This is a genomic window from Pseudarthrobacter sp. NPDC080039 (genome assembly GCF_040702335.1).
Taxonomy (GTDB): Bacteria; Actinomycetota; Actinomycetes; order Actinomycetales; family Micrococcaceae; genus Arthrobacter; species Arthrobacter enclensis_A.
The window spans coordinates 1-21,549 of record NZ_JBFBKY010000033.1 but is presented as its reverse complement, the minus strand read 5'-3'; the positions used below and the strand labels follow the sequence as shown (position 1 = coordinate 21,549).

The following is a 21,549-nucleotide window of genomic DNA, read 5'->3' as shown; positions in this document are numbered from 1 at the left end:
CCTGGCGGAACTCCGCCCGAAGCCGTGGGCATGGTCAACATCCTTCCATGAGCACAAGCTCGCTAAGTCAAGGAGTAAACAAAACCGGCAGTCCCAGGGGTAGGCCGATGTCAGTCAGGCCGCCTGCCCTTAATTTACCGCGAGCACTGGACGCAGACTGAACTCCACTACTCTGCTCAACGCGCCCAAGGCACGATCCGCTTCGGCGTAGGCAGGCACGCCGGCCTTCAGCAGTTTCTGTAGCGGACGTCCCGAACCTCCGGTCCACACCACGACGAATGGCTTCGTGGTACTCCTGTATCCGGATACCAAGCGCTTCACGATTTCTTCGGCGCCCTTGTCTGCATTGCCCAAAATGAGCATCAGTGCATCGGTCTCGGCATTCTCGCTGGTCACTCGTAAGGCGCGGTCCAAGAGATCAAGGTCATTGATCATCGCACCAGTCATATCAATCGGGTTGGCTACAGAAGCGAAGGACGGCAGCTCGGCAGCCAGTTCCTTACGATCGCGGGAATCCGTCCAGGTATCCACGGTAAGTCCCAGTTCGACGGCGCGGTCCGCGGCAAGAGCACCCACACCACCACTCAAAGTGACAATGGTCAGCCTCCTGCCGGCAGCGCGGCGTCCGTCGGAAAACGCCAGCGCCGCGTCAGACCACGCTTGCAGGCTTTCTACACGCACGGCACCGTATGGGGCCAACGCTGAGTTAAAAGCGCCGTCGTCCCCGGCAATGCTCCCCGTGTGCTTCGCTACCGCGCGGGCACCAGCTGTTGTCCTGCCGGACTTCAACAGCAGGAGCGGTTTATCCTTGGAACTGGCCGCCTTGGCCAACTCGGTTAGCGCGTCCAAATCCTTTGCACCCTCGATGTGGCCCATAAGAATGTCCACAGCTGGGTTCTCCACCAGGCCGGAGAGTATCTCCACTGAAGTGAGGTCAGACTCGTTGCCGGTGTTCGCAAAGAATCGGGCCCCGAGCCCTAATGAGTTCATAGTGGTATAGGTGAAAGTTCCTACCGCTCCGGATTGTGAAACCAAGGCGATAGGGGAATCGGGCCGTTCACTTTCATCATCGAACGCGGTGGAGAAGGTTGCAAAAGCCTTGTCTGGTGCGGAGAAAGTCCCCAAGCAGTTCGGACCCAGGACACGCATACCGCTGCTCCGGGAAATGCGGCTAATTTCCTCCTGCAGTGGCATGCCAGTATCGCCGGTTTCCGCGAAACCGGACGCGAAGATAGTAGCCGCCCCCACGCCCGAATCCGCGCACCGCCGCACCGCATCCAGCACCGAGACAGCGGGCACCACGATGACTGCGAGGTCTACCGGCCCCGGAACCGAGGCTATGTCCTGGTAGGCATCAACACCCTGGACCTTATTGCGGTGCGAGTTAACGGCATACACCTTGCCCGGAAAACCAAACTTCAACAAGTAGGCGAGCGGCCGCCCAGACAGTTTATCGGGGTTGGACGACGCCCCGTAGACCACGACGCTCCGCGGGCGGAAAAAAAGATCGGCGGCACTGGTCATGACGTAACGACCCCGCTGAACTGCGGTGTACGGCGCTCTCGGTGGGAAGCCACGCCCTCAACGACATCCTGCCCTCCGAAGCCGAGGAACTCGAGCCCTAGCCCCGCGTCAAAGATGGGAGCATTCTGGCGGTACCACTGGTTAAGTGTGTGCTTAGTCCAACGGATGGCTTCCTGGGCACCGTTGCTCAACTCCCCCGCGATTCCCCGGGCATGATCCAGCAGGTCTTCCCTCTCCACAGTGACAGACACCAGTCCGGCTCGTTCGGCCGCCTCTCCGGAAATCTCGTGGCAGGTCAGCAGTAAGTACTTGGCCTTTGCCATACCGCACAGCAGCGGCCACACCATGGCGGCATGATCGCCCGCCGCAACTCCCAGCCGGGTGTGGCCGTCGATGATGCGGGCGTCCCTTGCCGCAATCGAAATATCTGCCATGAGCGCCACAACAAGGCCGGCGCCAACCGCCGGGCCATGAACGGCGGAGATGATCGGCTTGTTGCAATTAATGATGTTGTAGAAGAGGTCACGCGACTCACGCATGATTCGAACCCGTGTTCCGTAATCCTCGATCTGCTTGTCGATGAGGTCGAAGCTCCCGCCGGCGGAGAACGCACGCCCAGCGCCTCGCACTAGCACGACCCGCACCTCCGGATCTGAATCAATGACGGGCCATATACGCGGAATCTCCTGGTGGGTTTCTTCATCCACTGCATTCAGGCCGGGACCGTCGAAGATAACCTCCAACACACCCTTCTGGTTGCATTCAAAACTGAGCCGCTTGAACTGCGCCTGATATTTCTCGATCATAATTGTCCCTTTCGATTGGTGCTTGCGGAGTAATGGCTTATAGCTGCGCGTCCCAGCGCAAGAGAAGCTCCGGGAGATCGATGTAATCCGTGGTTGGGGCCTGGGGAGCGCGAGCGGTAGTGCGGCTGAACCGGGGTGACGGGGCCGGGTGCAGTGCGCCTGCTATGCGCTGGTACATACCGCGCGAGGCGTTGTGTGGCTGCTCTGCGGCTTCATCAAAGGTGAGAACAGGTGTCACGCAGGCTTCGGTGCCAGCGTACAAGGCAGCCCACTCGTCCCGGGTCTTGGTGCCGACAGCTGACCCAATGGCTTCGCGCAACTGGGGCCAGGAGTCCCGGTCGGCTTGCCCAGGCAAGCTGCTTGCATCCAAGCCCAACTTGGAAATGAATTCACTGTAGAAGTGCGGTTCGATAGCGCCGACAGCAAGGAATTTCCCGTCCGCGCACCGATAGGTGTCATAGTACGGCGCTCCGGTGTCGATGAAGTTGGTGCCCCGTTTGTTGCCGAAGACCCCTGATGCGCGCATGCCCTGGATCTTTGACGTCAGCAGTGCCACACCATCCGCCATGGCGGAGTCAATTACTTGGCCGTGCCCGGAACTTCGCGCCTCAAGGATCGCGCAAACGATGCCGAAAGCGGCTATCGCTCCCCCACCGGCGTAATCACCCAAGAGATTGATTGGCGGGTGCGGCGCCTCGCCCCGCCTACCCAGCGCACTGAGCAGGCCGGACTGGGCAACATAGTTAAGATCGTGGCCCGCCTCGAGGGCCAACGGCCCGGACTGACCATAGCCTGTGAGTCGCGCATAGACCAGGTTGGGCCGTAGGGCGAGCAATACAGCGGGGCTGAGACCGAGACGTTCAGCAGTTCCGGGACGGAAACCTTCGATGAAGACATCTGCGCCCCTTACAAGTTTCAGGACGTTATCGACACCGGCAGGGTCCTTGAGGTCGACCGCCACGGATACAGCGCCCCGGTTCACGACGTCCATTTCTGCTGGCATCTCCTCGGCTGGAGTTTGGGACTGCCTTGCCCGCCCTGAGGGTCGGCAAATCCTCACCACGTCGGCTCCCATGTCGGCTAAGAGCATGGACGCGAAGGGAGTAGGACCCATCCCGGCAAGAGCCACCGCACGCACGCCTGTTAGCGGTCCGCTCAAAGCAGCCTCCCGTTTACTCGTCTTCGTCGCAGCATCAACGCCCCTACTTAACATATAGTATATTGTGGATAGGTAACAGGGAGATTTTAGCTCTTAAACTGACACGAATAGGAAGCGTGAGCCATTATGGGACGTCTCGTGACCACGGAAGGACTGACCGATTTCCAGGAAGAAATCCTGAAGACGGTCCGGCAGTTCGTCGAGCGGGAGATTCTCCCGGTCGCCACCGAGCTTGAACACAAGGACGAGTACCCTACGGAGATCGTGGAGGGACTAAAAGACCTTGGCATCTTCGGTCTGACTATCCCCGAAGAATACGGTGGGCTCGGCGAATCGTTGCTTACATATGCGCTGGTGGTCGAAGAGATTGCACGCGGCTGGATGAGCGTCTCGGGCGTTATTAACACCCACTTCATCGTGGCCTACATGCTCATGCAGCACGGGACAGACGAGCAAAAGCAAAAATACCTGCCCGGCATGGCCAGGGGCGAGATACGCGGCGCCTTCTCGATGTCCGAACCCGGACTGGGGTCCGATGTCTCGGCGGTCGCGACTAAGGCCAGGCAGATGGGCGATGGCTCTTACGAGATCACTGGTCAAAAGATGTGGCTCACCAACGGTGCCACTTCGACGCTCGTTGCGGTGCTTGCCAAAACCGACGAAGGTGCCGAGAGCGTATACCGCAACCTGACGACTTTCCTAGTCGAGAAGGAAGCCGGATTTGGGGAAACCGCCCAGGGCATCACTGTCCCGGGAAAGATCGACAAGATGGGCTACAAGGGCGTCGAGACCACGGAGATGTACCTGGACCAGCACCGGGTCGAAGCGGACCAGATCTTAGGCGGCACCCCGGGCAGCGGTTTCTACCAAATGATGGACGGCGTCGAAGTTGGCCGCGTTAACGTTGCAGCACGTGCAGTCGGCATCGCGAACAGGGCTTTCGAACTCGCCGTAAACTACGCTCAGCAGCGGGAGACATTCGGCAAGAAAATTGCCGAGCATCAGGCAGTCCTGTTCCGCTTGGCCGAAATGGCCACCAAGGTGGAGGCGGCCAATGCCATGGTAGTGCGCGCTGCCCGCAAGAAAGATTCGGGTGAGCGGAATGACGTCGAAGCCGGCATGGCAAAGATGCTGGCCAGCGAATACTGCAAGGAAGTCGTCGAGGCGTCTTTCCGAATCCATGGCGGCTATGGCTACTCGAAAGAGTTCGAAATTGAACGTCTCTACCGAGAGGCCGCCTTCATGCTCATCGGCGAGGGAACCTCGGACATCCAGAAAATGATCATCGGTCGCAGCCTCCTTAAAGAATACAAGGTCAAGATGTAAGAGGACCGCGGAGTGCGGCCTGCAACTCTACGCTGCTGTGTTGGTCTATTTTGTGGGGTGCTACCGTTTTGCGATGGTCCTCGGAAAAGTTCCAAAGGACGACATGAAACTGTCGCACGCTACGGTTATCACGACCCGGAGAGCGTTGAGGAACGCAAGCCGACATACAGGAATCGAAGGGGCAACGCTTGATGCTGGGCGTTCTTAACAATCTCGAAGCGCCTTTCTACATTCACACGAAGGCTTGGATCCGAGGCATGAGGTGACTGAACCCTACCTGCGCTTGATGCCGGCCTTGGTGTATGCAGCGCTGTGCACGGCGGTTGTTAGTTCTTTGGGAATGCTGTTAGTACCAACAATCTCTCGTGAGATGGAGGTTCCCGTCGGTACGGCGCAGTGGATGCTCACCGTCAACCTCCTGGTTGGTGCGGTGGCGACCCCAGTCATGGGAAGGCTCAGCGATGGACCCCACAAGAAAAGACTCCTTCTGTTGGCACTTGTGATCATTCTGGCTGGGTCGATAATCGCGGCAGCCGCACCCAACTTCAGCGTGTTCCTGGTTGGACGGGCGCTGCAGGGCCTGACGTACGGAATCGTCCCGGTGACGATCGCTCTTGCTCGTCGCTACGCCGCTGCCAACAAGATGCAATTTTCGATCTCACGCCTGTCGGTGACCGTAACAACGGGGATTGGAATTGGGTACCCGCTGACGGGAATCCTCGCGGGTCTTTTTGACTTCAGGTTCGCATTCTGGTTTGCGGCGTTGTTTGTAACGACGGCCATTATTGTCGTCTTCCGCGTTGTGCCCTCGGGGCCGGATGAACAGTCCCCCCTAATGCCGTTTGACTACCAAGGCACGAGCAGATTTGCAATCGGTCTGGGAGCCCTCCTCCTGGCGGTCAGCGAAGGGCCGAACTGGGGATGGGGATCGCCCTGGACCGCGGGTACCATGATTTTCGCGACAGTCATTCTCACATGCTGGGTCCGAGGTCAACTACGGATACGGCATCCGCTAATCAATCTGCGGGTCCTCAGGAAAAGGGAAGTTCTGCTGGCGAACAGCACGGCAATTAGCTTGGGGGCCGCAATGTATATCGGGCTCTCGATTTCCGGCCTTGTTGCTCAGGCCCCTGCCTCCACCGGATACGGTCTCGCACTGCCGGTCTTTTGGGCCGGTTTTGTGATGTTCCCGCTCTCGGTGGGAAGTTTCTGCGCCAACCGGCTCGTACGCCTATTGTCGCGCCGAATCCCTTTGGGTGCCTTACTACCAGTCGGCTCGGGCTTGATAGCGGCAGCCGGAATGTTGCTGTGGCTCGCACATGATGAACTGTGGGAGATCCTGATCGGGATGTTGGTGTTCGGCTGCGGTATGGGCACAAGTTATGCCGCCATGCCAGCGCTGATCGCCCGCAGAGTGGCTACCGCGGAACTGGGCAGTTCGGTGAGCTTCAACCAGGTCTTGCGAACGGTAGGAAGCTCGTTCGGCACAGCTGTTTCTGGGGCTGTTCTCGCTGCCTATAGTGCACCGGACTCTCACCCAACTGGTGCTGGAATCACTACGACCCTCGGAATGGGAGCCGTCCTCTGCGCGACAGTGTTCGTCTCATTAGTTATTCACTCCATGACCCGATTTCGCCGGACCATGGGTATGCCACGTGGAAATGCCCTGCGTTAACGTCTGGCCCACGCCTTTACGTCGCTGAGCTCTCGTGTTCGCGTATCCGACCCGTCCGGCCACGTAGCAATTCATGGAATGGGCTCGTGGAGGTGGCACCCAGACAAGGAGAACATTATTGGCGCGGGCCGGCGTCCGGGGTAAGAGGAGGCTGCTTCGGGAGGTGTCCGATGCTCGCAACCATGTGATTCATAGGACCAGCCGGCCATGAAAAGGGGGAAGGCGAGTGGGCGATGACTAAAAGAAGTGCTCCGGACCGGGAAACTGGCCGCTGCGGACATCGTCCCCGAACATAATTGCAGCTTCGCTGAGTGTCGCGCGAAGGTCAGCGTATTTCTTGACGAACCTGGCCAACTTGCCACCACGCAGTCCGGCCATGTCCTGCCAGACGAGGACTTGGCCTGTGGTTGCCTTCCCAGCTCCAATGCCCACCGTTGGAACGGAGACTGCCGCATCGACAAACGCTGCTGTTTCCGCGGGCACCATTTCCATTAAGATGCTGAAGGCACCGGCGTCGACCAGCGCGACGGCATCGTCAAGGAGACGGTGGGCGTCGTCGCCACGGCCTTGCACCCGATAGCCGCCCAAGGCGTGTTCGCTTTGTGGGGTAAAGCCGATGTGGGCCATAACGGGGATTCCCGCTTGAACCATTGCACGAACGGTGGGGGCATAGAACTTTCCCCCCTCAATTTTTACGGCATTTGCCAACCCCTCTTTCATGAACCGGACACCTGTTGCAACTGCCTGCTCGGCCGAAACTTCGTAACTGCCGAAAGGAAGGTCTGCAACCACGAGCGCCCGCTTAGCAGAGCGCGCAACGGCGCGGCACAAGGGAAGCAGCTCATTCACAGTCACCGGCAGGCTGGTGTCATTGCCGAACACGTTATTGGAGGCGGAGTCGCCGACCAGCAACACTTCAATGCCGGCCTGGTCGAAGATCTCTGCCGTGTACTGTTCGTAGGCGGTGAGCATAGCGAAATGTTCACCCTTGTTTTTTGCTTCTTGAAGATGGTGCGTGCGAATCTTTGTCGCGATCTTTCGTGCAGCGGATGCATCTGCAAAAACTAGGCTGTTGTGTGTATCCAAGGTAGGGCTTCTCCTTATTTACGTGCCGAAACGATTGGGGCGTCCTGCACATACGACATGCCTGCGAGATTATGCGGCCAGGGGTCTAGTAGCCGAACATCGGATCTGTGCCCTCCAGGGCCAGTGCCCGTGAACGCGAGATCTCGCCCTTCGCAGTCGCGAATTACGACGGCAGCTTTCCATGGATTCCAGGATCCATCAGATAACTCTCAGACTTCCCGATGTAGCGGGGAACCCGGTCCATCGTTCCGGGCGCTGCGCAGCATCCTCCTGAAGGAAAAGCATGCGGTAGTAGCGCGTGGCGAAGCGCCAGCCGCCTGGGGTACGGCGGAACGTATCCACGTATTCGACCAAGCTGCGTGGCGTTACGTTTGCGGACACGGCATCGTCGGCCGGTTCCGAATCCCGCCAAACGATTGCATACGAGACGCCCCTAGCATGGTTCTCGTCGACAACCTCCACGAACTGGTTCGTCGAGACGTGGCGCGATAGGAACCGCTTCGGGTAGGCCTCTGCCCAGCGCCGGATCGAGCCCTGTCCCACGATCGGCTTAGGCTCGACCGAAGGCTTGTACTCCGCGTCCTCCGCGAAGAGCTCCGCAAACGCCGCTGGATCCAGGTGATCGATGTGCCAGCAGTAGAGCGTCATGAGCTTCTTGCACTCATTCTCGATGACTAATCTCGTCAGGTCGTCCATCTTCGCCTCTCAATTCGTTTTCAGGCCGGAGCGGTTCGTCTGCGGCTTCATGTCTCGGAGCGCTATGAGTCGTGCGGCATGGCGCTGCCGGATGCCCGCGGCGGGCACGGCAATCATGCCGTTTCGGCCGAATTCGCGAGGAGGTGCATCACGCGGGAGAAGTCGTCCTCGAGCTCAAGTCCCAGCACGGCCTCCACCACCTGGTCGGCTGCGCTGCGCGGGATGACGCCCTCGGCGTTCACGTGGAATTTCTCCACCAACTCGTCATTAGTCATGAACGTTGTGGGATCCGGCGAGGCCACGCCCTTCGGGAACATTCGCTCCGCCACGAACGTGGCACCACGGGCATCGATCTCGATGCGCGACGGTCGTGCCGAGGGATTCTTCTTGATCTCCTCGACGTAGTCAGGATGCGGCTGGTAGTCCACCTTCTCCATCAGCTTCAGTACCGATTCACCTCGATACAGCGCGGGATCTTGCCAGGCCGCTCCAGGGGCGATGCGGTGCGCGCCCACAGAAAGACCGTTCGCCATGCTCATCTGCGCCTCGTAGGCGGACTCCACGCGGTTGTCGAGCCAGACGCCCTGCATGACCCAGGCCTCACCCCAAGCCCGGATCGCGTCGATTTCCTCTGGCTTTATGTCGTTTTCTGTGACGAGTTCAATGAGCGCGTGAAGTGGGGCATGGAGAATACGGCAGTGCGGGTACGGCTTGATGGAGTTCTCATTCGGCCAACCCCAGGCTTTCCCGCCTACGCCATTGGCGATGTTCTGCGGAATCCAGCGATCCGTGCCGATGAAGACCGGGTATCCGAAATCCGTGTCGTCGAGTACCTGCAACGCGCCGTGGTGACCGAGCCTCGCCATGTATGCAGCATTGATGCCCGACTCAGCAAGCGAGCCAGCCACGAGGTACTTGATCGTAGAAGCTGGGGTTTCCGTCATCCAAGCCTTATGAGCATTTACCGGGCTGGTGGAGGCAGCGATGGCGAGCGCGTGGGCGATCTCGCCTTGCTTTGCTCCGAGCAGCATGCTGGCCGCTGCCGCGGCACCGAACACCGTAGCACTGTACCCGATCACCTTCGCGTGCGAGGTCGCTCCGCTCTTGTGATCTCGCGTGGAGTCCATGGACTTGCCGAAGCGGAACGAGATTTCATGAGACACTGCGAGTGCCCGAATGATTTCCCGGCCGCTCGCCCGGCTGGCCTCGCCAATCGAAAGGATCCCCGGAACGACGTACGGCGAAACATGCCCGGGCGGCAGCACCGCATCAAAATCCAGGTCATTAATCAGCTCGCCATTTGCGAAGGCTGCGCCTACAACGGAAGTCCGGTGCGGAGTACCGATTATTGTGGCAGGGCCATCGGTTCCACCCGTGACGAGCCCAAGTTCCACGCCGGCTTTGCCCTTTGCCCCGTGGGTGCCGCCGAGAGCGCAGCCGATCGTGTCGAGGAGCGTTCGCTTCGATTCCTCAACCACCTCCGCCGGCAGCGACTCGAAGCTGGCTTCCTCGGCAAATCGCCCGAGCTTCTCGGTCAGTTTCTCACTCATTACAGTTTCCTCGCTCCATTGCTACTGAACTGATTTTGCGCAGACTCAGATGCGCTCGAAAATCGCCGTCAGGCCCTGGCCGCCGCCGATACACATCGTTTCAAGGGCATAGCGCCCCTCGCGCCGTTCGAGCTCCCTCAACATCGTGGCCAGGATACGAACCCCGGTCGCCCCTACAGGGTGCCCGAGCGAAATACCGGACCCATTAACATTTAACCGCTCGAAATCGGCCTCGCCGAAGCCCCACGCTGCGGTACAGGCCAATGCCTGGGCAGCGAACGCCTCGTTGAGCTCGATGAGGTCCATGTCGGCGAAGGTCAGGTCTGCCCGCTTCAACGCGACTTCGGTAGAGGGCACCGGCCCGAACCCCATGCGATTGGGCTCGACACCGGCTACCCCCCACGTCACGAGACGTGCGAGCGGACGCAAACCCAGTTGCTCGGCTTTCTCGCGAGTGGTAACAATGCAGGCCGCGGCGCCATCGTTCTGCCCACTCGCGTTCCCCGCAGTGACGGTGGCCTCGGAATCCAACTTCTGACGGATCGGACGCAGGCCACCGAGCGTCTCAAGCGAGGCATCGGCCCGCGGGTGCTCGTCAGCATCGAACATGACATCGCCCTTCCGGCTCGACACCGTGACCGGCACAATCTCATCGGCGAACCGCCCCTCGCGCTGTGCCGCGATAGCGCGTTCATGTGAACGTAACGAAAACTCATCCTGCGCCTGACGGCTAATTCCATACTCCCGACGCAGGTTCTCGGCAGTCTCGATCATGCCGCCGTCAACCGGGTAGAACTTACCGCCCGAAGTCACCCGACCGCGACCGATACGGTCATGCATCGGTGTGAGCTCGCCGCGTAGGCCCCAGCGCCCGCCTAGGATGTAGTGCTCGGCCTGGCTCATGCTTTCGGCTCCGCCTGAGATGACGAGATCCGCCACCCCGGTCTGGATCCGCATGGCAGCGTCGATCACTGCCTGCAGGCCCGACCCGCAGCGCCTGTCGATCTGGATGCCGGGAACGGCGACCGGCAGGCCCGCGTCGAGCGCTGCAACACGGCCGATCGCAGGCGCCTCGCCGTTTGGATAGCATTGTCCGAAGATCACGTCGTCGATGTCCGTACCCTGCACTCCCGTCCGGGACACCAGTTCTTTCACCACGGTCGACGCGAGCTCGGCCGCGAGAAGAGTGCGGAACTGCCCACCGTACCCACCAACAGCCGTTCGCACTGGCTCGCAAATCACAGCATCGCGCAGAGATTCCTTCATTTCAGCTCCGTTCCTTCCGGAAAATTAGATGTTTAGATACCGCGCCCGCCACTGACCTCGAGCACTGCCCCGTTGATGTACGACGCCAGCGGGGAGACGAGGAAAAGGGTCGCATTGGCGACCTCCTCGGGGGTGCCAGCACGTCCCATCGGCACCTCTGCTTCCTTTGCTGCGAAGATTTCCGGTTTCATTGCCAGCGTCATCGCGCTCCGGATTAGCCCGGGTTGGACGGCATTCACGCGCACCCCCGACGGCCCGAGCTCTTTCGCTGCGGCCTTCGTGAGGCCGATCAAGCCAGCCTTCGCCGCGCTGTAATTGGTCTGGCCGGGGTTCCCGATCTTGCCGGAGAGTGAGGAGACGTTGACGATCGCCCCGCCCCGCTGCGCGCGGAAAAGCGGCGCGACAGCGCGGGTCCCGAGCCATGCCCCCTTAAGGTTGATGTCGAGCACCAGGTCGAAGTCGCTCTCGGCAAGCTTGCTGATGTACCCGTCCCTGGTCACACCTGCGTTGTTGACAAGCGCATCAATTCGGCCGAACCGCTCCACCCCCGTTTCAACGAGTGCGGCGTGGTCGGCCTCGGCCGCCACGTTGCACCGCTGGACAAGGACGGGAAGACCCCGTTCCAAGAGCGGTCGGAGCGCCTGGGTCGCCTTCTCCTCATCGATATCGGCGACGACTACATTGGCACCCTCGTCGAGAAGCCTTTTCACGATCGCAAAGCCGATCCCCTGAGCTCCACCGGTAACGATTGCGGTCTTTCCGGCGAGCAAAGCCATCTTCGTCATCTCCTAATACGACCGGGGCAGACCGAGAACCTTGGTGGAGATGAAATTGAGCACCATCTCCTGCGATACCGGGGCGATCTTCAGCAAGCGCGACTCGCGCCAGTACCGCTCGACGTGGTACTCCTTCGCGTATGAGTAACCACCGAGGGTCTGCAGGGCGCGGTCGCAGGCCTCGAATCCGGCCTCGCTCCCCAGGAATTTGGCCGCATTCGCCTCAGGGCCGCAGGGCTTCCCCTCGTCGAAGAGCTTCGCGGCGTTCATCGATACGAGCTCGGCGGCGTGTAGGCGGATCCACGAGTCGGCGAGCGGGTGCGCTATGGCTTGGTTTTTGCCGATAGGCCGATCGAAGATGATGCGCTCATTGGCGTACTTCACTGCCCGGTCCAGCGCTGCGCGGCCGAGACCGAGCTGCTCCATGCCTACGACTATACGCTCGGGGTTTAGACCGGAGAGCAGATACTTGAAGCCCTTACCGACCTCGCCGATGACCTCGTCTTCGCCGACCTCAAGGTTATCGATGAAGAGTTCGTTAGAGTCAATCGTCGCCCTGCCAAGCTTCTCGATTTCGCGCACCTCGATGCGGTCGCGGTTCAGATCGGTGAAGAACAGAGTCATACCGTCGAACGGACGTTCGTCGTTGCGCGGGGAGGTTCGGGCGAGCAGCAGGATCCGGCTCGCATTCTGAGCGTTGGTAATCCAGATCTTGTGACCGTTGATCACCCAGCCGTTCTCGGTCTTCTCCGCGCGAGTGGTGATGCGGGAAGTGTCGACGCCGGCATTCGGCTCCGTGACGCCGAACGCCATTAGCAGCTTTCCGGCCGCTAGGTCCGGGAGATACTTCCGCTTCATCTCCTCCGAACCGTGATGGATGATAGGTCCCGGCGGGAAGATGTAGAAGTGAATCGCCGATGCGCCTCCGGTGCCGGCGCCCGAGGCCGCGACCTCGGACAGCATTACACCGGCCGCCTGCAGACCAAGTCCCAGGCCCCCATACTCCTCGGGAACCATCACGCCCATCCATCCGGCTTCCGCGAAGGCATTCACGAATTCCCAGGGATATTCCTTCTTCCGGTCTTTCTCCAGCCAGTAATTATCATCGAACTTCCGTGCAAGTTCGCGCGATGCCATCCGTACGTCCTGGAGGTCCACCTCGGTCGTCGTGTCAGTCATGGGTTGTCGCTCCTAGATCTCTTCATTTTCAGTCTGCAGTGTTGGGATGTCTTCAAGGGGAGTAGCCGGGTCAAGAGATGACATGTCCCCCGCTTCCAAGCCGAGATGCTGTGCCCGGATCGCACGTCGCATGATCTTGCCGTTCTTCGTCTTGGGCAGAGACTTGACGATCTCGAGCTTGGGTGCAAAAGATTTGCCGACGTTGTGCACTGCCGTCGCGTAAAGCTCGTCGAACTCGGCAGCGCGGCTCTCAGGATCATCGCGGAGCACCACAAACGCGACAACGCGCTGACCGCGGTCCGGATCCGGCACCCCAATCGCGGCCGCTTCGACGATCCTGCGGTCTCTGAGTAGTCCCGCCTCGATCTCAGCAGGGCCGACGCGACGACCCGACACCTTCAGGGTGTCGTCTGAGCGCCCGTGCACCCGCCAGGCACCGTACCGGTCGACGCTCGCCAGATCCCCGTGTACCCAGGTGTTCGGCCAGCGATCCCAGTAGGTCTTGAGATAACGTTTCCGGTCGTGCCAGAACGCATTGGTCATTCCTGGCCAGGTATTGCGTACACACAGCTCGCCCACGACGCCATGGACCGGCTCTCCGCGCTCGTCGAGAACGACGACGTCCATGCCCGGAAGGGGGCCGTTGAACCCGGCAGCGTCGCTGTCCATGAAGGGATAGCTCACGAGGATGCCGCCGCCGGTCTCCGTGCCCCCGCTGTAGTTCACGATTGGGCGCACCGATCCGCCCACTTCGTGGAACAGCCAGTTCCAGGTCGGTTCGTCCCAGGCTTCCCCCGTCGACGCGAAGCTGCGAACCGAACTCAGATCCTGCTTGATCGGCTCACCGCCAGCCATGACGGCCCGGGCAGCGGTGGGCGCGATGCCTTGGAATGTGACCCGGTTCCTCTCCGCGATCTCCCATAGCCTGGAGGGGGTCGGGTAGGTTGGAACGCCCTCGGTAAGCACGATCGTGGCGCCAAGCTGCAGACCGCCCATGATCAGCAGCGGTCCGAGCATCCAGCCCATGTCGGCGATCCATGCGATGACGTCGCCTTCCCGGATATCGAAGCCATAGGCGAAATCGATGGCGGCCTTCAGCGAGAAACCCGCATGGGAGTGCAGAATACCTTTCGGCGCACCGGTGGTGCCCGAGGTGTAGATGATGGTGAGTGGATCGTTCGACTCCATCGCCGCGGTCTCGACCGGCGTTGGATCCGTCGGTAGCTCGTCCCAGAACACGTCCCGGCCCGGTTTCATCGCCACCCCGTCGTTGAGATGGCGGACCACAACCACCTGTTCGATGCTGTCGACACCCTGAAGCGCCTCATCGGCTGTCGATTTCATCGGTACCGGCTTGCCGCGCCGTGTCGTGCTGTCCGCCGTCACCAGCACTTTCGCGCCCGCGTCGATGAGCCTCATCGAGAGTGCCTCGGGCCCGAAGCCCGTAAACGCCGGCACGACGATCGCCCCGATCATCGCACAGGCGAGGAATGCGATCACCGCCTCCGGAACGACCGGCAGGAAGAGCACGACCCGGTCGCCTCGCACTACCCCCATGCCGCTGAGATTGGCGGCGAAACGCCGCACTTCGCGATCGAGCTCCTCAAAGCTCACCGAGCGATGCTGTCCGGTATCCCCCTCATACACCACCGCGGGCTGCTGCCTGATCGGCCCCTTCGCGTGCCGATGAGAGCACAGCCATGCCGCATTGAGCTCGCCGCCGACGAACCAGCGCGGAAACTCGAAACCGTCGCTGGTGTCGATCACGCGGCTGAATGGTTTCTCGAAATCGACGCGCAGATCCTCGGCCGCCGCTCGCCAAAACCATTCAGGGTCGGCGATTGAGCGGGCGTGCAATTGCTCGAGATCCTGGATCCCCCATTGCTCCATCGCGCGAAGCAGCCGACTGCGCTCACGTACCTCCGGGCCCGGCCGCCAGGCGGCGTCCGGAGAAGCGCCGAACAGCCGCCCCGCGCCCGCTTCCTGCGTATCTGATGTCATGGTGTGCTAAGCCTCCCTGACCGTGTGTTCGACAGGGCGCTTGAGCATGAGACCTGCCCGGTGAGCATCACAGACGACCTCCTCGCGCTGGTTGATACCCAGGTGGCGGAAGTAAACGATGCCGGAGTCGTCCCGACTCTTCGACTCGCGCTTGCTGAGTACATCGGTGCGCACCCGGATCGTGTCGCCGTGGAACACCGGTTTCGGGAAGGTGACCTCCTGGAAACCGAGGTTGGCGAGCGTTGTACCCTGCGTCGTATCGGGAACGGTGATCCCTGTGACCAGCCCGAGGATGAAGAGGCTATTCACGAGCCGCTGCCCGTAAATTGTGTCTTTCGCGTATTCCGCGTCGATATGCAACGGGGCCAGGTTGAGGGTCATCGAGCAGAACAGCACGTTGTCGGTCTCGGTGACGGTGCGACGCGTCCCGTGCTCGACGACCATTCCCGGTTCGAATTCTTCGAAGTAGAGGCCAGCCATGGGTGGGTTTCCTTTCGGCGGAAGATGAAGAAATGCGGTTTAGGAAGCGACTCGTGATGCGAGTACGGCACTGTAGGCGAGCACTTCTTTAGCGGTCTTGACGTGGGCGTAATCGATGTGCATGCCCTCGTAGAGCACTGCGGCCTTACCCTCTACCACGGCGGCGTCGAACGCCGCTACCATGCCTGAGTAAAAATCGACCTCGAACTGCGACGGGCTGTAAATGTCGTTCGCCAGAGCGACGTGCGAGGGATGGATCAACACTTGTCCCCTGAATCCCATCTCACGGTTTTGTTGCGCGAAAGCCCGCGCGCCCTCGGAGTCGGCGAGATCCTGCCACAGCCCAACGAGCGGAAATTCGAGTCCTGCCGCACGCGCCGCCAACAACGCCTTGCTGCGCAGGTAGAGCGTCTCCTGGCCCCCCGGCGTGAACTGGAAGCCGATGGAGCGCGACACGTCAGCGTCGCGTGCAACCCCTGCAAAAAGGGTTGCAACGCGGGTCGAGGCCTTCGCCAACTCGTCGCAGGCCGCATAGGCTTCAGCCGTCTCGAGGTTGATAATGAACTCAATGGTTCCCGTATCCACTCCGTTCCTCGCCTCGAAGTGGTCGGTGAGTGCTTCGAAGCGGATGATGTCGTCGCGTCCGTACGTCTTCGGGAGGCTCAGACCGGTGAGCCCAGGGATCGCCACTGCCGCTATATCATCGCCAGCCATTCTGGTGTCGAGTGCGTTGACCCGCACGTACAGCGCAATGTCGGAGCCCGATTCTCGAACCCGCCTGATCGAATGGGCGACCTGGTGTCGCGCATCCACTTTGAGGTCGCTGGGCACTGAGTCTTCGAGATCCAAGATCAGGCCATCGGCGCCACTCGCTATCCCCTTCTCGACCCAGGAGCTTCGGTGGCCAGGAACGAACAACAGGGATCGAATTGGTTTCATACATCCTCCTTCAGTAGGAACGCCGCACCCTGACATATCTAATGCACAATATATTATACTAAAATAACGAAAGGTACGGCTCGGCTGCGAGATATTTTATATATGATTGTGCCATCAGGTTTACGTTCAAGCATCGTGAGAGGTTTCAATGGAGAACAAGCCCCTACTAGGTATCCGAGTGCTCGAGTTTGGCGGTTACATCGCCTCACCCTACGCAGCCTCCCTTCTCGCCTCGCTCGGTGCCGACGTCGTGAAGGTCGAGCGACCAGTTGTGGGCGAGGATTTCCGGCGCGGCATGAATGATGCGAGTCCATACTTTGTGCAGTACAACGCGGGCAAGCGGAGCCTGGCAGTAGATCTCAAGGCCCCAGAGGGAATTGACCTCATCAAAGCGCTCGTACCGGGATTCGACGTTGTCATAGAGAACCTTCGACCGGGCAAGATGGCGTCATTGGGGCTGGGCAGGGACGCCCTCACTGCAATCAAGGGGGATCTGGTCTACGCTTCGGTCACTGGCTTCGGCGAGGGAGGCCCATGGGCGCAGCGTCCAGCGTACGACATGATCGGACAGTCCTTCGGCGGTCTCGTCGCGGTGCTCGGGGACGACGGGAAGCCCCAGCTCACCGGCACGTGCCTGGGCGACATGGTCACCGGTCTGTCGACCGCCGCGGGCATTCTCGCCGCACTGATCGGCAAGGACATCAGCGGTACTGGCGTCCATATGCAGACGTCGCTCGTTGAGGCGGCGAGCACCCTAATGGTCGATTCAACCACGCAGTTCTTCGAGGACGGTAAGAAAGACCCCTCTCGTCAAAGCCGGCACCCGCAGGCCCAGAACTTCTGCCTGAAGACCGCCTCTGGAGAGTCGATTACCCTTCACCTTTCCTCTTCGCAGAAGTTCTGGCGGGCACTGCTCGACGCAATCGAGCGCCCTGAACTGGCTGAGGATCCTCGCTTCATCAATTACACCGATCGGGTCGCGCACTACTCTGAACTCGAACCGATCGTCATCGAAGAGTTTCGGCAGCGCAGCGCCGACGAATGGACTAAACGGCTCATCGCCTACGACGTGCCATTCGCGCCAGTAAACACCGTCACTATGCTTCGTGATTCAGAGCAGCTCGAATGGCTGGACCTTTACGAACCCGAGCGCGACGGTCTCTCACTCATGCGCCCACCGTGGCGTTTTAACGGGGAGCGCCCTCGCCGAGATAAGGCCGCGCCTAGGGTCGGCGAGCACACCATCGACGTCGCCAGTGAGGCACTGAGCTCCGACGTAATCGACCGACTGATCTCGGTCGGCGTGCTGTTCCAAGGAGCGTGATCCCATGCCGTCGAACGTTGCGGAGTTACTGTCTCTATTCAACCTGGAGCGCCGGTCGGATGGCTTTTATGACGCCCCGGCACCGAAGCGGAGCCTGCTGGCAAAGACCTATGGGGGGCAATACCTCGCGCAGGCCCTCGTCGCCGCAGAACAGGAACTCGACGACCCGTCGCGGCTTCCCCACGCCATTTTTGCCACATTCCTATCAGCTGGTCGCGCTGATGAGCCGGCCATAGCCTCAGTCGAGACCCTCCGCGACGGCAAATCATTCAGCACGCGCCGCGTCGCCCTTCACCAGGGCTCCCGACCGCTTCTTGACGGAACAGTGTCATTCCACGTCCCAGAAACCGGCTACATGCATCAGGCGTCTCTGCCTGACGTACCTCCCCCCGATTGTTGCCTGACGCTGGGCCAAGCGATCGACTGGGCGGGGCATACCGGCAGCGACATGTGGTCCACGGAGTGGCCCATGGTGGAGTTCCGCTATGCCGGCGGGGCAATTGCTCCTGACGGAACGCTGCGCACCAACGTTCCCACTAAGCAACGGATTTGGATGCGCATCAATCAGCCATTGTCCGACGATCCGGCGCTTCACCGCACACTCATCACGTATCTCAGCGATGTCGCCTTGATCGTCTCCGCCCTAATCCCCCACGGCACGTTCGTGACCACCGACAACAACCCACGGGCCAGCTTGAACCACGGGCTCTGGCTGCATGAGCCCACCCGGGCGGATGATTGGCTGCTCTTCGACCAAGGCTCCGCCTGGGCGGGCAGAGCGCGCGCACACGCAACGGCCCGGATCTTCGCAATCGACGGAAGGCTGGTCGCCTCTGCGAGCCAGGAGGGACTGCTGCGCCGACCGACCGGTCGCGCAGCCTGACTGCACGCTGCCGTTGGCTGGGTGGATCGAGTGCGCCACATCGATCCACCCGAGCTCACGCGCTCAGAGCGTCGTCGCGTACCCTCCGTCAACCGGAATCACCACGCCGGTCACGAATGCAGCCGCACGCGACGCAAGATAAATCGCCGTTCCTGCCATATCCGAGGCCTCAACAAACCGGCGAAGCGGCACCGAGCCCAGGACCGTGTCGGCCCCCTCTTTCTCGACGGTAGCCTCCATCATCTTGCTGAAGAACATGCCAGGTGCGATGACGTTCACCGTGATGCGCTCGGCCGCCAACCGATGCGCAAGGTGGAGACTAAGCTGATGCACTGCCGCTTTCGATGAAGTGTATGCATAGGTCTCATGACGTGGGATGTGAAAGGCGTCGATGGACCCGATGTTGATAATGCGTGCCGGATCCTCGCGGGTGCCGCTCTTCCTCAGCAGCGGCAGCAGAGCCTGTGCGAGGAAAAATGGGCCCTTCACATTCAGATCGAAGGCCTTGTCCCAGCCTGACTCGGGATATTCGTCGATTCCGGCCGCCCACAAAGTACCCGCGTTGTTGACCACCACGTCGACGCGGGTCTCGCGCCGGGCAAGTTTCTCGGCCAGTTCCCTGCAGGCCTCGACGGAACTCAGGTCGGCCGGGACCGGGTAGCATTCCCCGTAATCGGAGAGGCGCTTCGCCGTTGCCTCGCACGCATCGGCCTTGCGCCCGCAGATATAGACACGCGCTCCGGCCTTTACGAACCCTTCAGCGATGGCCTCGCCAATTCCCCGACTGCCGCCCGTCACCAGCACTACCTTGCCGGCAACCCCGAAGAGATCGTCGGCCACCCTGGTCTCATCTACTGTCATCTACTCTTTCTCCTCTTCGGATCGGTCCATAATTTCATCGTTCATCTTCAAAGTTTCTTCGCCCGCGCCGCGCATTTTTCCCGTCTCTCGAGCCGTGAGTAACACAAAGACCACAGCGATGAACGCAGAAGCGATCGGAAACATCCATGCTGCGGTAAACGAGATGCGCTGAGCGATTAAACCAAACAGCAGCGAGCCCGTTACCGTGCCGACGTAGTTGGGTCTGCATGTAGCTCGTCGGGAGCGCGCGGGACTTCGGGAACAGTTCGAACGCGACGTGGTGGATAAGCCCCGGCCACGCCCAGCCGATGCCTAAGCTGCCGACCGTCGAAGTCGTAAGCAGTACGGGGCCGGACCCGAACGCGAGTCCGACCATGCCCATCGCCGCGACCAGCATGATCACCGCGATCAATTTCAAGTGCACTGCCGGATTGGGGAGACTGTCCGCGAGGCCCCCAAGGAGTAGACGGGCCGAGATCCCCATCCATCCCACAAAAAAGACCACAAGTGTGGCGTACCCAACGTCCAATCCCGAACCAGGAAGGCTGTCCAAGAAGTACGCGGAGTAGAACGCCGTAGCATTCGGCGCAAGGAAACCGCCGACGCACAGCATGACGAGAGCACAAGTTGGACAGCGGCGAAAGCGCAAGCCTAGAGTTGCAAACGTTCGTATCCGGTGTTGTCCTTCTAGAGAATTGTTCGGCCGCCGTCGACCACGAGTTGGGCGCCGTAGACGAACGAGGCCTCATCAGAGGCCAGAAACAGGACGGCGTTGGCCAGCTCCTCGGGGGCTGCCGACCGCCCAACTGGCAGCTGCGCGCTCCTTTTTTGCATCGCCTCGGCCTCATTGCCACCCTCAAGCAAGTAATCCGTCATTTGTGTCCGCACCAGACCAGGTAAGACCGCGTTGCAGCGCACTTCTGGACCATAGTCGGCCGCGATCGACTTGGTGAGTCCAATTACACCGTGTTTCGCAGCGGTATAGGCTAGGCCGCCAGAATGCGCGACAAGTCCGGCAACAGAGGCTATGTTCACGATTGCCGCGTTGCCGCTAGCCCTCAGGTATGGGAGCGCCGCTCTTGTGATGAGATACATGCCCTTCAGATCTACAGCCATAATGCGATCCCACAAGGCCTCGTCTGTCTCTAGTAGCTTTGCGTTGAGATCAAAGATTCCGGCGCTGTTCACGAGCGTGGTCAACTGCCCGAAGTCTGCCATCGCTGATTCGACGAGGTTGCCTACTGACTCTGAGTCTGAGACGTCTCCCCGATAGCTCTTTGCCTCACCGCCGCTGGCCAGAATTTCGGAAACCGTCTCGCGGACACCCTCTTCGGCTATGTCAAATGCCGCCACCCTTGCGCCCTCTTGCGCGAAACGCTTTGCAATTGCCCGACCCATTCCCGAACCAGCGCCCGTAATTATTGCGGTCTTGCCACTCATCCGCTTGGCCATATCGTGCTTCCTCTCGTAGTGGAGTAATGCAGCAGTCCCGACTTATTGCGGTGCCACAGCTGTAGTTTTCTATATTAAATAAAGTATGTCATACGCATATTACTCGGACTAGCAGCACGTTTCAGTTTTGCACCATGCCCTCAGTGGTGCCCGGGAACTTTCGCAGCCGTAATGAAGCTCGGGACAAAAGACTTCTACAGGAGCGCGAAGTACTGGCCGGCCGCGAGAACCTGCCCGGAAGGCGATCGGCGGGGCCGCGTCGTGTCGGCGAAAGGTCACAGCCCTTTGAGGTGACGCTTGACACATCATATTAAGTATATGATGCTGGTCACTCTAGTGGACCGCTTGTGGTCGGCGGGCGTCCTTGGCGCTCCTCGGCGACCCCGAGGCCCGATTTTCGAGGTCTGCCTTGGTGTGGCCCACTCAGGACGACTCGTAAGAGCAAGTTTTCTCATCTAATAGAGGTCAGAGCTGGGCGTCCGCCTCCGCGGTGTCTGGCCAAGCCAGCGGGCAGCATAGGCGCTGCTCCGCATGAAAGGAACGAACCGATGGATCAGCACCATCAC

19 protein-coding genes are annotated in these 21,549 nt (G+C 60.4%); 4 read left to right on the top strand and 15 right to left on the bottom strand.

Annotation, left to right across the window (positions count from 1 at the left end; genetic code table 11):
• Nucleotides 1-129: 129 nt before the first annotated feature.
• Genes AB0313_RS20235 through AB0313_RS20225 form a run of 3 tightly spaced genes read right to left on the bottom strand, consistent with a single transcriptional unit; the run spans nt 130 to nt 3,543 of the window.
• Nucleotides 130-1,524 carry a CoA-binding protein gene (locus AB0313_RS20235; RefSeq protein WP_366307908.1) on the bottom strand — a complete coding sequence of 465 codons (1,395 nt, stop codon included), beginning with the start codon at nt 1,522-1,524 and terminating at the stop codon, nt 130-132.
• Nucleotides 1,521-2,330, bottom strand: a complete 810-nt coding sequence (locus AB0313_RS20230; protein WP_366307906.1) for an enoyl-CoA hydratase/isomerase family protein — start codon at nt 2,328-2,330, stop codon at nt 1,521-1,523. Before AB0313_RS20230 ends, AB0313_RS20235 begins: the two co-directional genes overlap by 4 nt.
• A gap of 37 nt (nt 2,331-2,367) precedes the next feature.
• Nucleotides 2,368-3,543 (bottom strand): CaiB/BaiF CoA-transferase family protein, encoded by a 1,176-nt coding sequence (locus AB0313_RS20225; RefSeq protein ID WP_366307904.1) that lies wholly within the window; start codon nt 3,541-3,543, stop codon nt 2,368-2,370.
• Nucleotides 3,544-3,615: 72 nt separating this feature from the next.
• Here AB0313_RS20225 and AB0313_RS20220 point away from each other — a divergent pair, with 72 nt between their 5' ends.
• Both AB0313_RS20220 and AB0313_RS20215 read left to right on the top strand, forming a co-directional pair.
• Nucleotides 3,616-4,815 carry an acyl-CoA dehydrogenase family protein gene (locus AB0313_RS20220; protein ID WP_366307902.1) on the top strand — a complete coding sequence of 400 codons (1,200 nt, stop codon included), beginning with the start codon at nt 3,616-3,618 and terminating at the stop codon, nt 4,813-4,815.
• Between the two features lie 262 nt (nt 4,816-5,077).
• A complete protein-coding gene (locus AB0313_RS20215) occupies nt 5,078-6,490 on the top strand; it encodes an MFS transporter (protein WP_366307900.1) in 1,413 nt (470 codons plus the stop codon).
• Nucleotides 6,491-6,727: 237 nt separating this feature from the next.
• Here AB0313_RS20215 and panB read toward each other — a convergent pair whose 3' ends face one another.
• From panB to AB0313_RS20170, 9 genes are all read right to left on the bottom strand, one after another.
• Nucleotides 6,728-7,576: a 3-methyl-2-oxobutanoate hydroxymethyltransferase gene (gene panB, locus AB0313_RS20210; RefSeq protein ID WP_366307898.1), complete on the bottom strand. Its 849-nt coding sequence runs from the start codon at nt 7,574-7,576 to the stop codon at nt 6,728-6,730.
• Nucleotides 7,577-7,774: 198 nt separating this feature from the next.
• Nucleotides 7,775-8,272, bottom strand: a complete 498-nt coding sequence (locus AB0313_RS20205; protein WP_366307896.1) for a nuclear transport factor 2 family protein — start codon at nt 8,270-8,272, stop codon at nt 7,775-7,777.
• A 113-nt stretch (nt 8,273-8,385) separates the two neighbouring features.
• Entirely contained in the window at nt 8,386-9,822 is a 1,437-nt protein-coding gene (locus AB0313_RS20200) for an MmgE/PrpD family protein (protein ID WP_366307894.1), read from the bottom strand.
• Between the two features lie 45 nt (nt 9,823-9,867).
• Complete coding sequence (locus tag AB0313_RS20195; RefSeq protein WP_366307892.1) at nt 9,868-11,088, bottom strand: acetyl-CoA C-acetyltransferase; 1,221 nt, start codon at nt 11,086-11,088, stop codon at nt 9,868-9,870.
• Nucleotides 11,089-11,120: 32 nt separating this feature from the next.
• On the bottom strand, nt 11,121-11,864 hold the full coding sequence (fabG, locus tag AB0313_RS20190) for a 3-oxoacyl-ACP reductase FabG (protein ID WP_366307890.1): 744 nt from the start codon (nt 11,862-11,864) through the stop codon (nt 11,121-11,123).
• Nucleotides 11,865-11,876: 12 nt separating this feature from the next.
• A complete protein-coding gene (locus AB0313_RS20185) occupies nt 11,877-13,043 on the bottom strand; it encodes an acyl-CoA dehydrogenase family protein (protein ID WP_366307888.1) in 1,167 nt (388 codons plus the stop codon).
• A 12-nt stretch (nt 13,044-13,055) separates the two neighbouring features.
• Complete coding sequence (locus AB0313_RS20180; RefSeq protein WP_366307886.1) at nt 13,056-15,044, bottom strand: AMP-binding protein; 1,989 nt, start codon at nt 15,042-15,044, stop codon at nt 13,056-13,058.
• A 6-nt stretch (nt 15,045-15,050) separates the two neighbouring features.
• Nucleotides 15,051-15,524 (bottom strand): MaoC family dehydratase, encoded by a 474-nt coding sequence (locus tag AB0313_RS20175; RefSeq protein ID WP_366307884.1) that lies wholly within the window; start codon nt 15,522-15,524, stop codon nt 15,051-15,053.
• 39 nt (nt 15,525-15,563) lie between these two features.
• Entirely contained in the window at nt 15,564-16,463 is a 900-nt protein-coding gene (locus AB0313_RS20170; RefSeq protein ID WP_366307882.1) for a CoA ester lyase, read from the bottom strand.
• 148 nt (nt 16,464-16,611) lie between these two features.
• Between AB0313_RS20170 and AB0313_RS20165 the strand changes: the two genes are divergently transcribed.
• Both AB0313_RS20165 and AB0313_RS20160 read left to right on the top strand, forming a co-directional pair.
• On the top strand, nt 16,612-17,787 hold the full coding sequence (locus tag AB0313_RS20165) for a CaiB/BaiF CoA-transferase family protein (protein ID WP_366307881.1): 1,176 nt from the start codon (nt 16,612-16,614) through the stop codon (nt 17,785-17,787).
• 4 nt (nt 17,788-17,791) lie between these two features.
• A complete protein-coding gene (locus AB0313_RS20160; RefSeq protein ID WP_366307879.1) occupies nt 17,792-18,670 on the top strand; it encodes an acyl-CoA thioesterase domain-containing protein in 879 nt (292 codons plus the stop codon).
• A 63-nt stretch (nt 18,671-18,733) separates the two neighbouring features.
• On the opposite strand, the gene AB0313_RS20155 is transcribed toward AB0313_RS20160, so the two are convergent.
• The 3 genes from AB0313_RS20155 to AB0313_RS20145 form a co-directional block, all read right to left on the bottom strand.
• Nucleotides 18,734-19,531 carry an SDR family oxidoreductase gene (locus AB0313_RS20155; protein WP_366307877.1) on the bottom strand — a complete coding sequence of 266 codons (798 nt, stop codon included), beginning with the start codon at nt 19,529-19,531 and terminating at the stop codon, nt 18,734-18,736.
• A 34-nt stretch (nt 19,532-19,565) separates the two neighbouring features.
• Nucleotides 19,566-19,949: a hypothetical protein gene (locus AB0313_RS20150; protein ID WP_366307875.1), complete on the bottom strand. Its 384-nt coding sequence runs from the start codon at nt 19,947-19,949 to the stop codon at nt 19,566-19,568.
• A 269-nt stretch (nt 19,950-20,218) separates the two neighbouring features.
• Nucleotides 20,219-20,983: an SDR family NAD(P)-dependent oxidoreductase gene (locus tag AB0313_RS20145; protein ID WP_366307873.1), complete on the bottom strand. Its 765-nt coding sequence runs from the start codon at nt 20,981-20,983 to the stop codon at nt 20,219-20,221.
• Nucleotides 20,984-21,549: the final 566 nt, after the last annotated feature.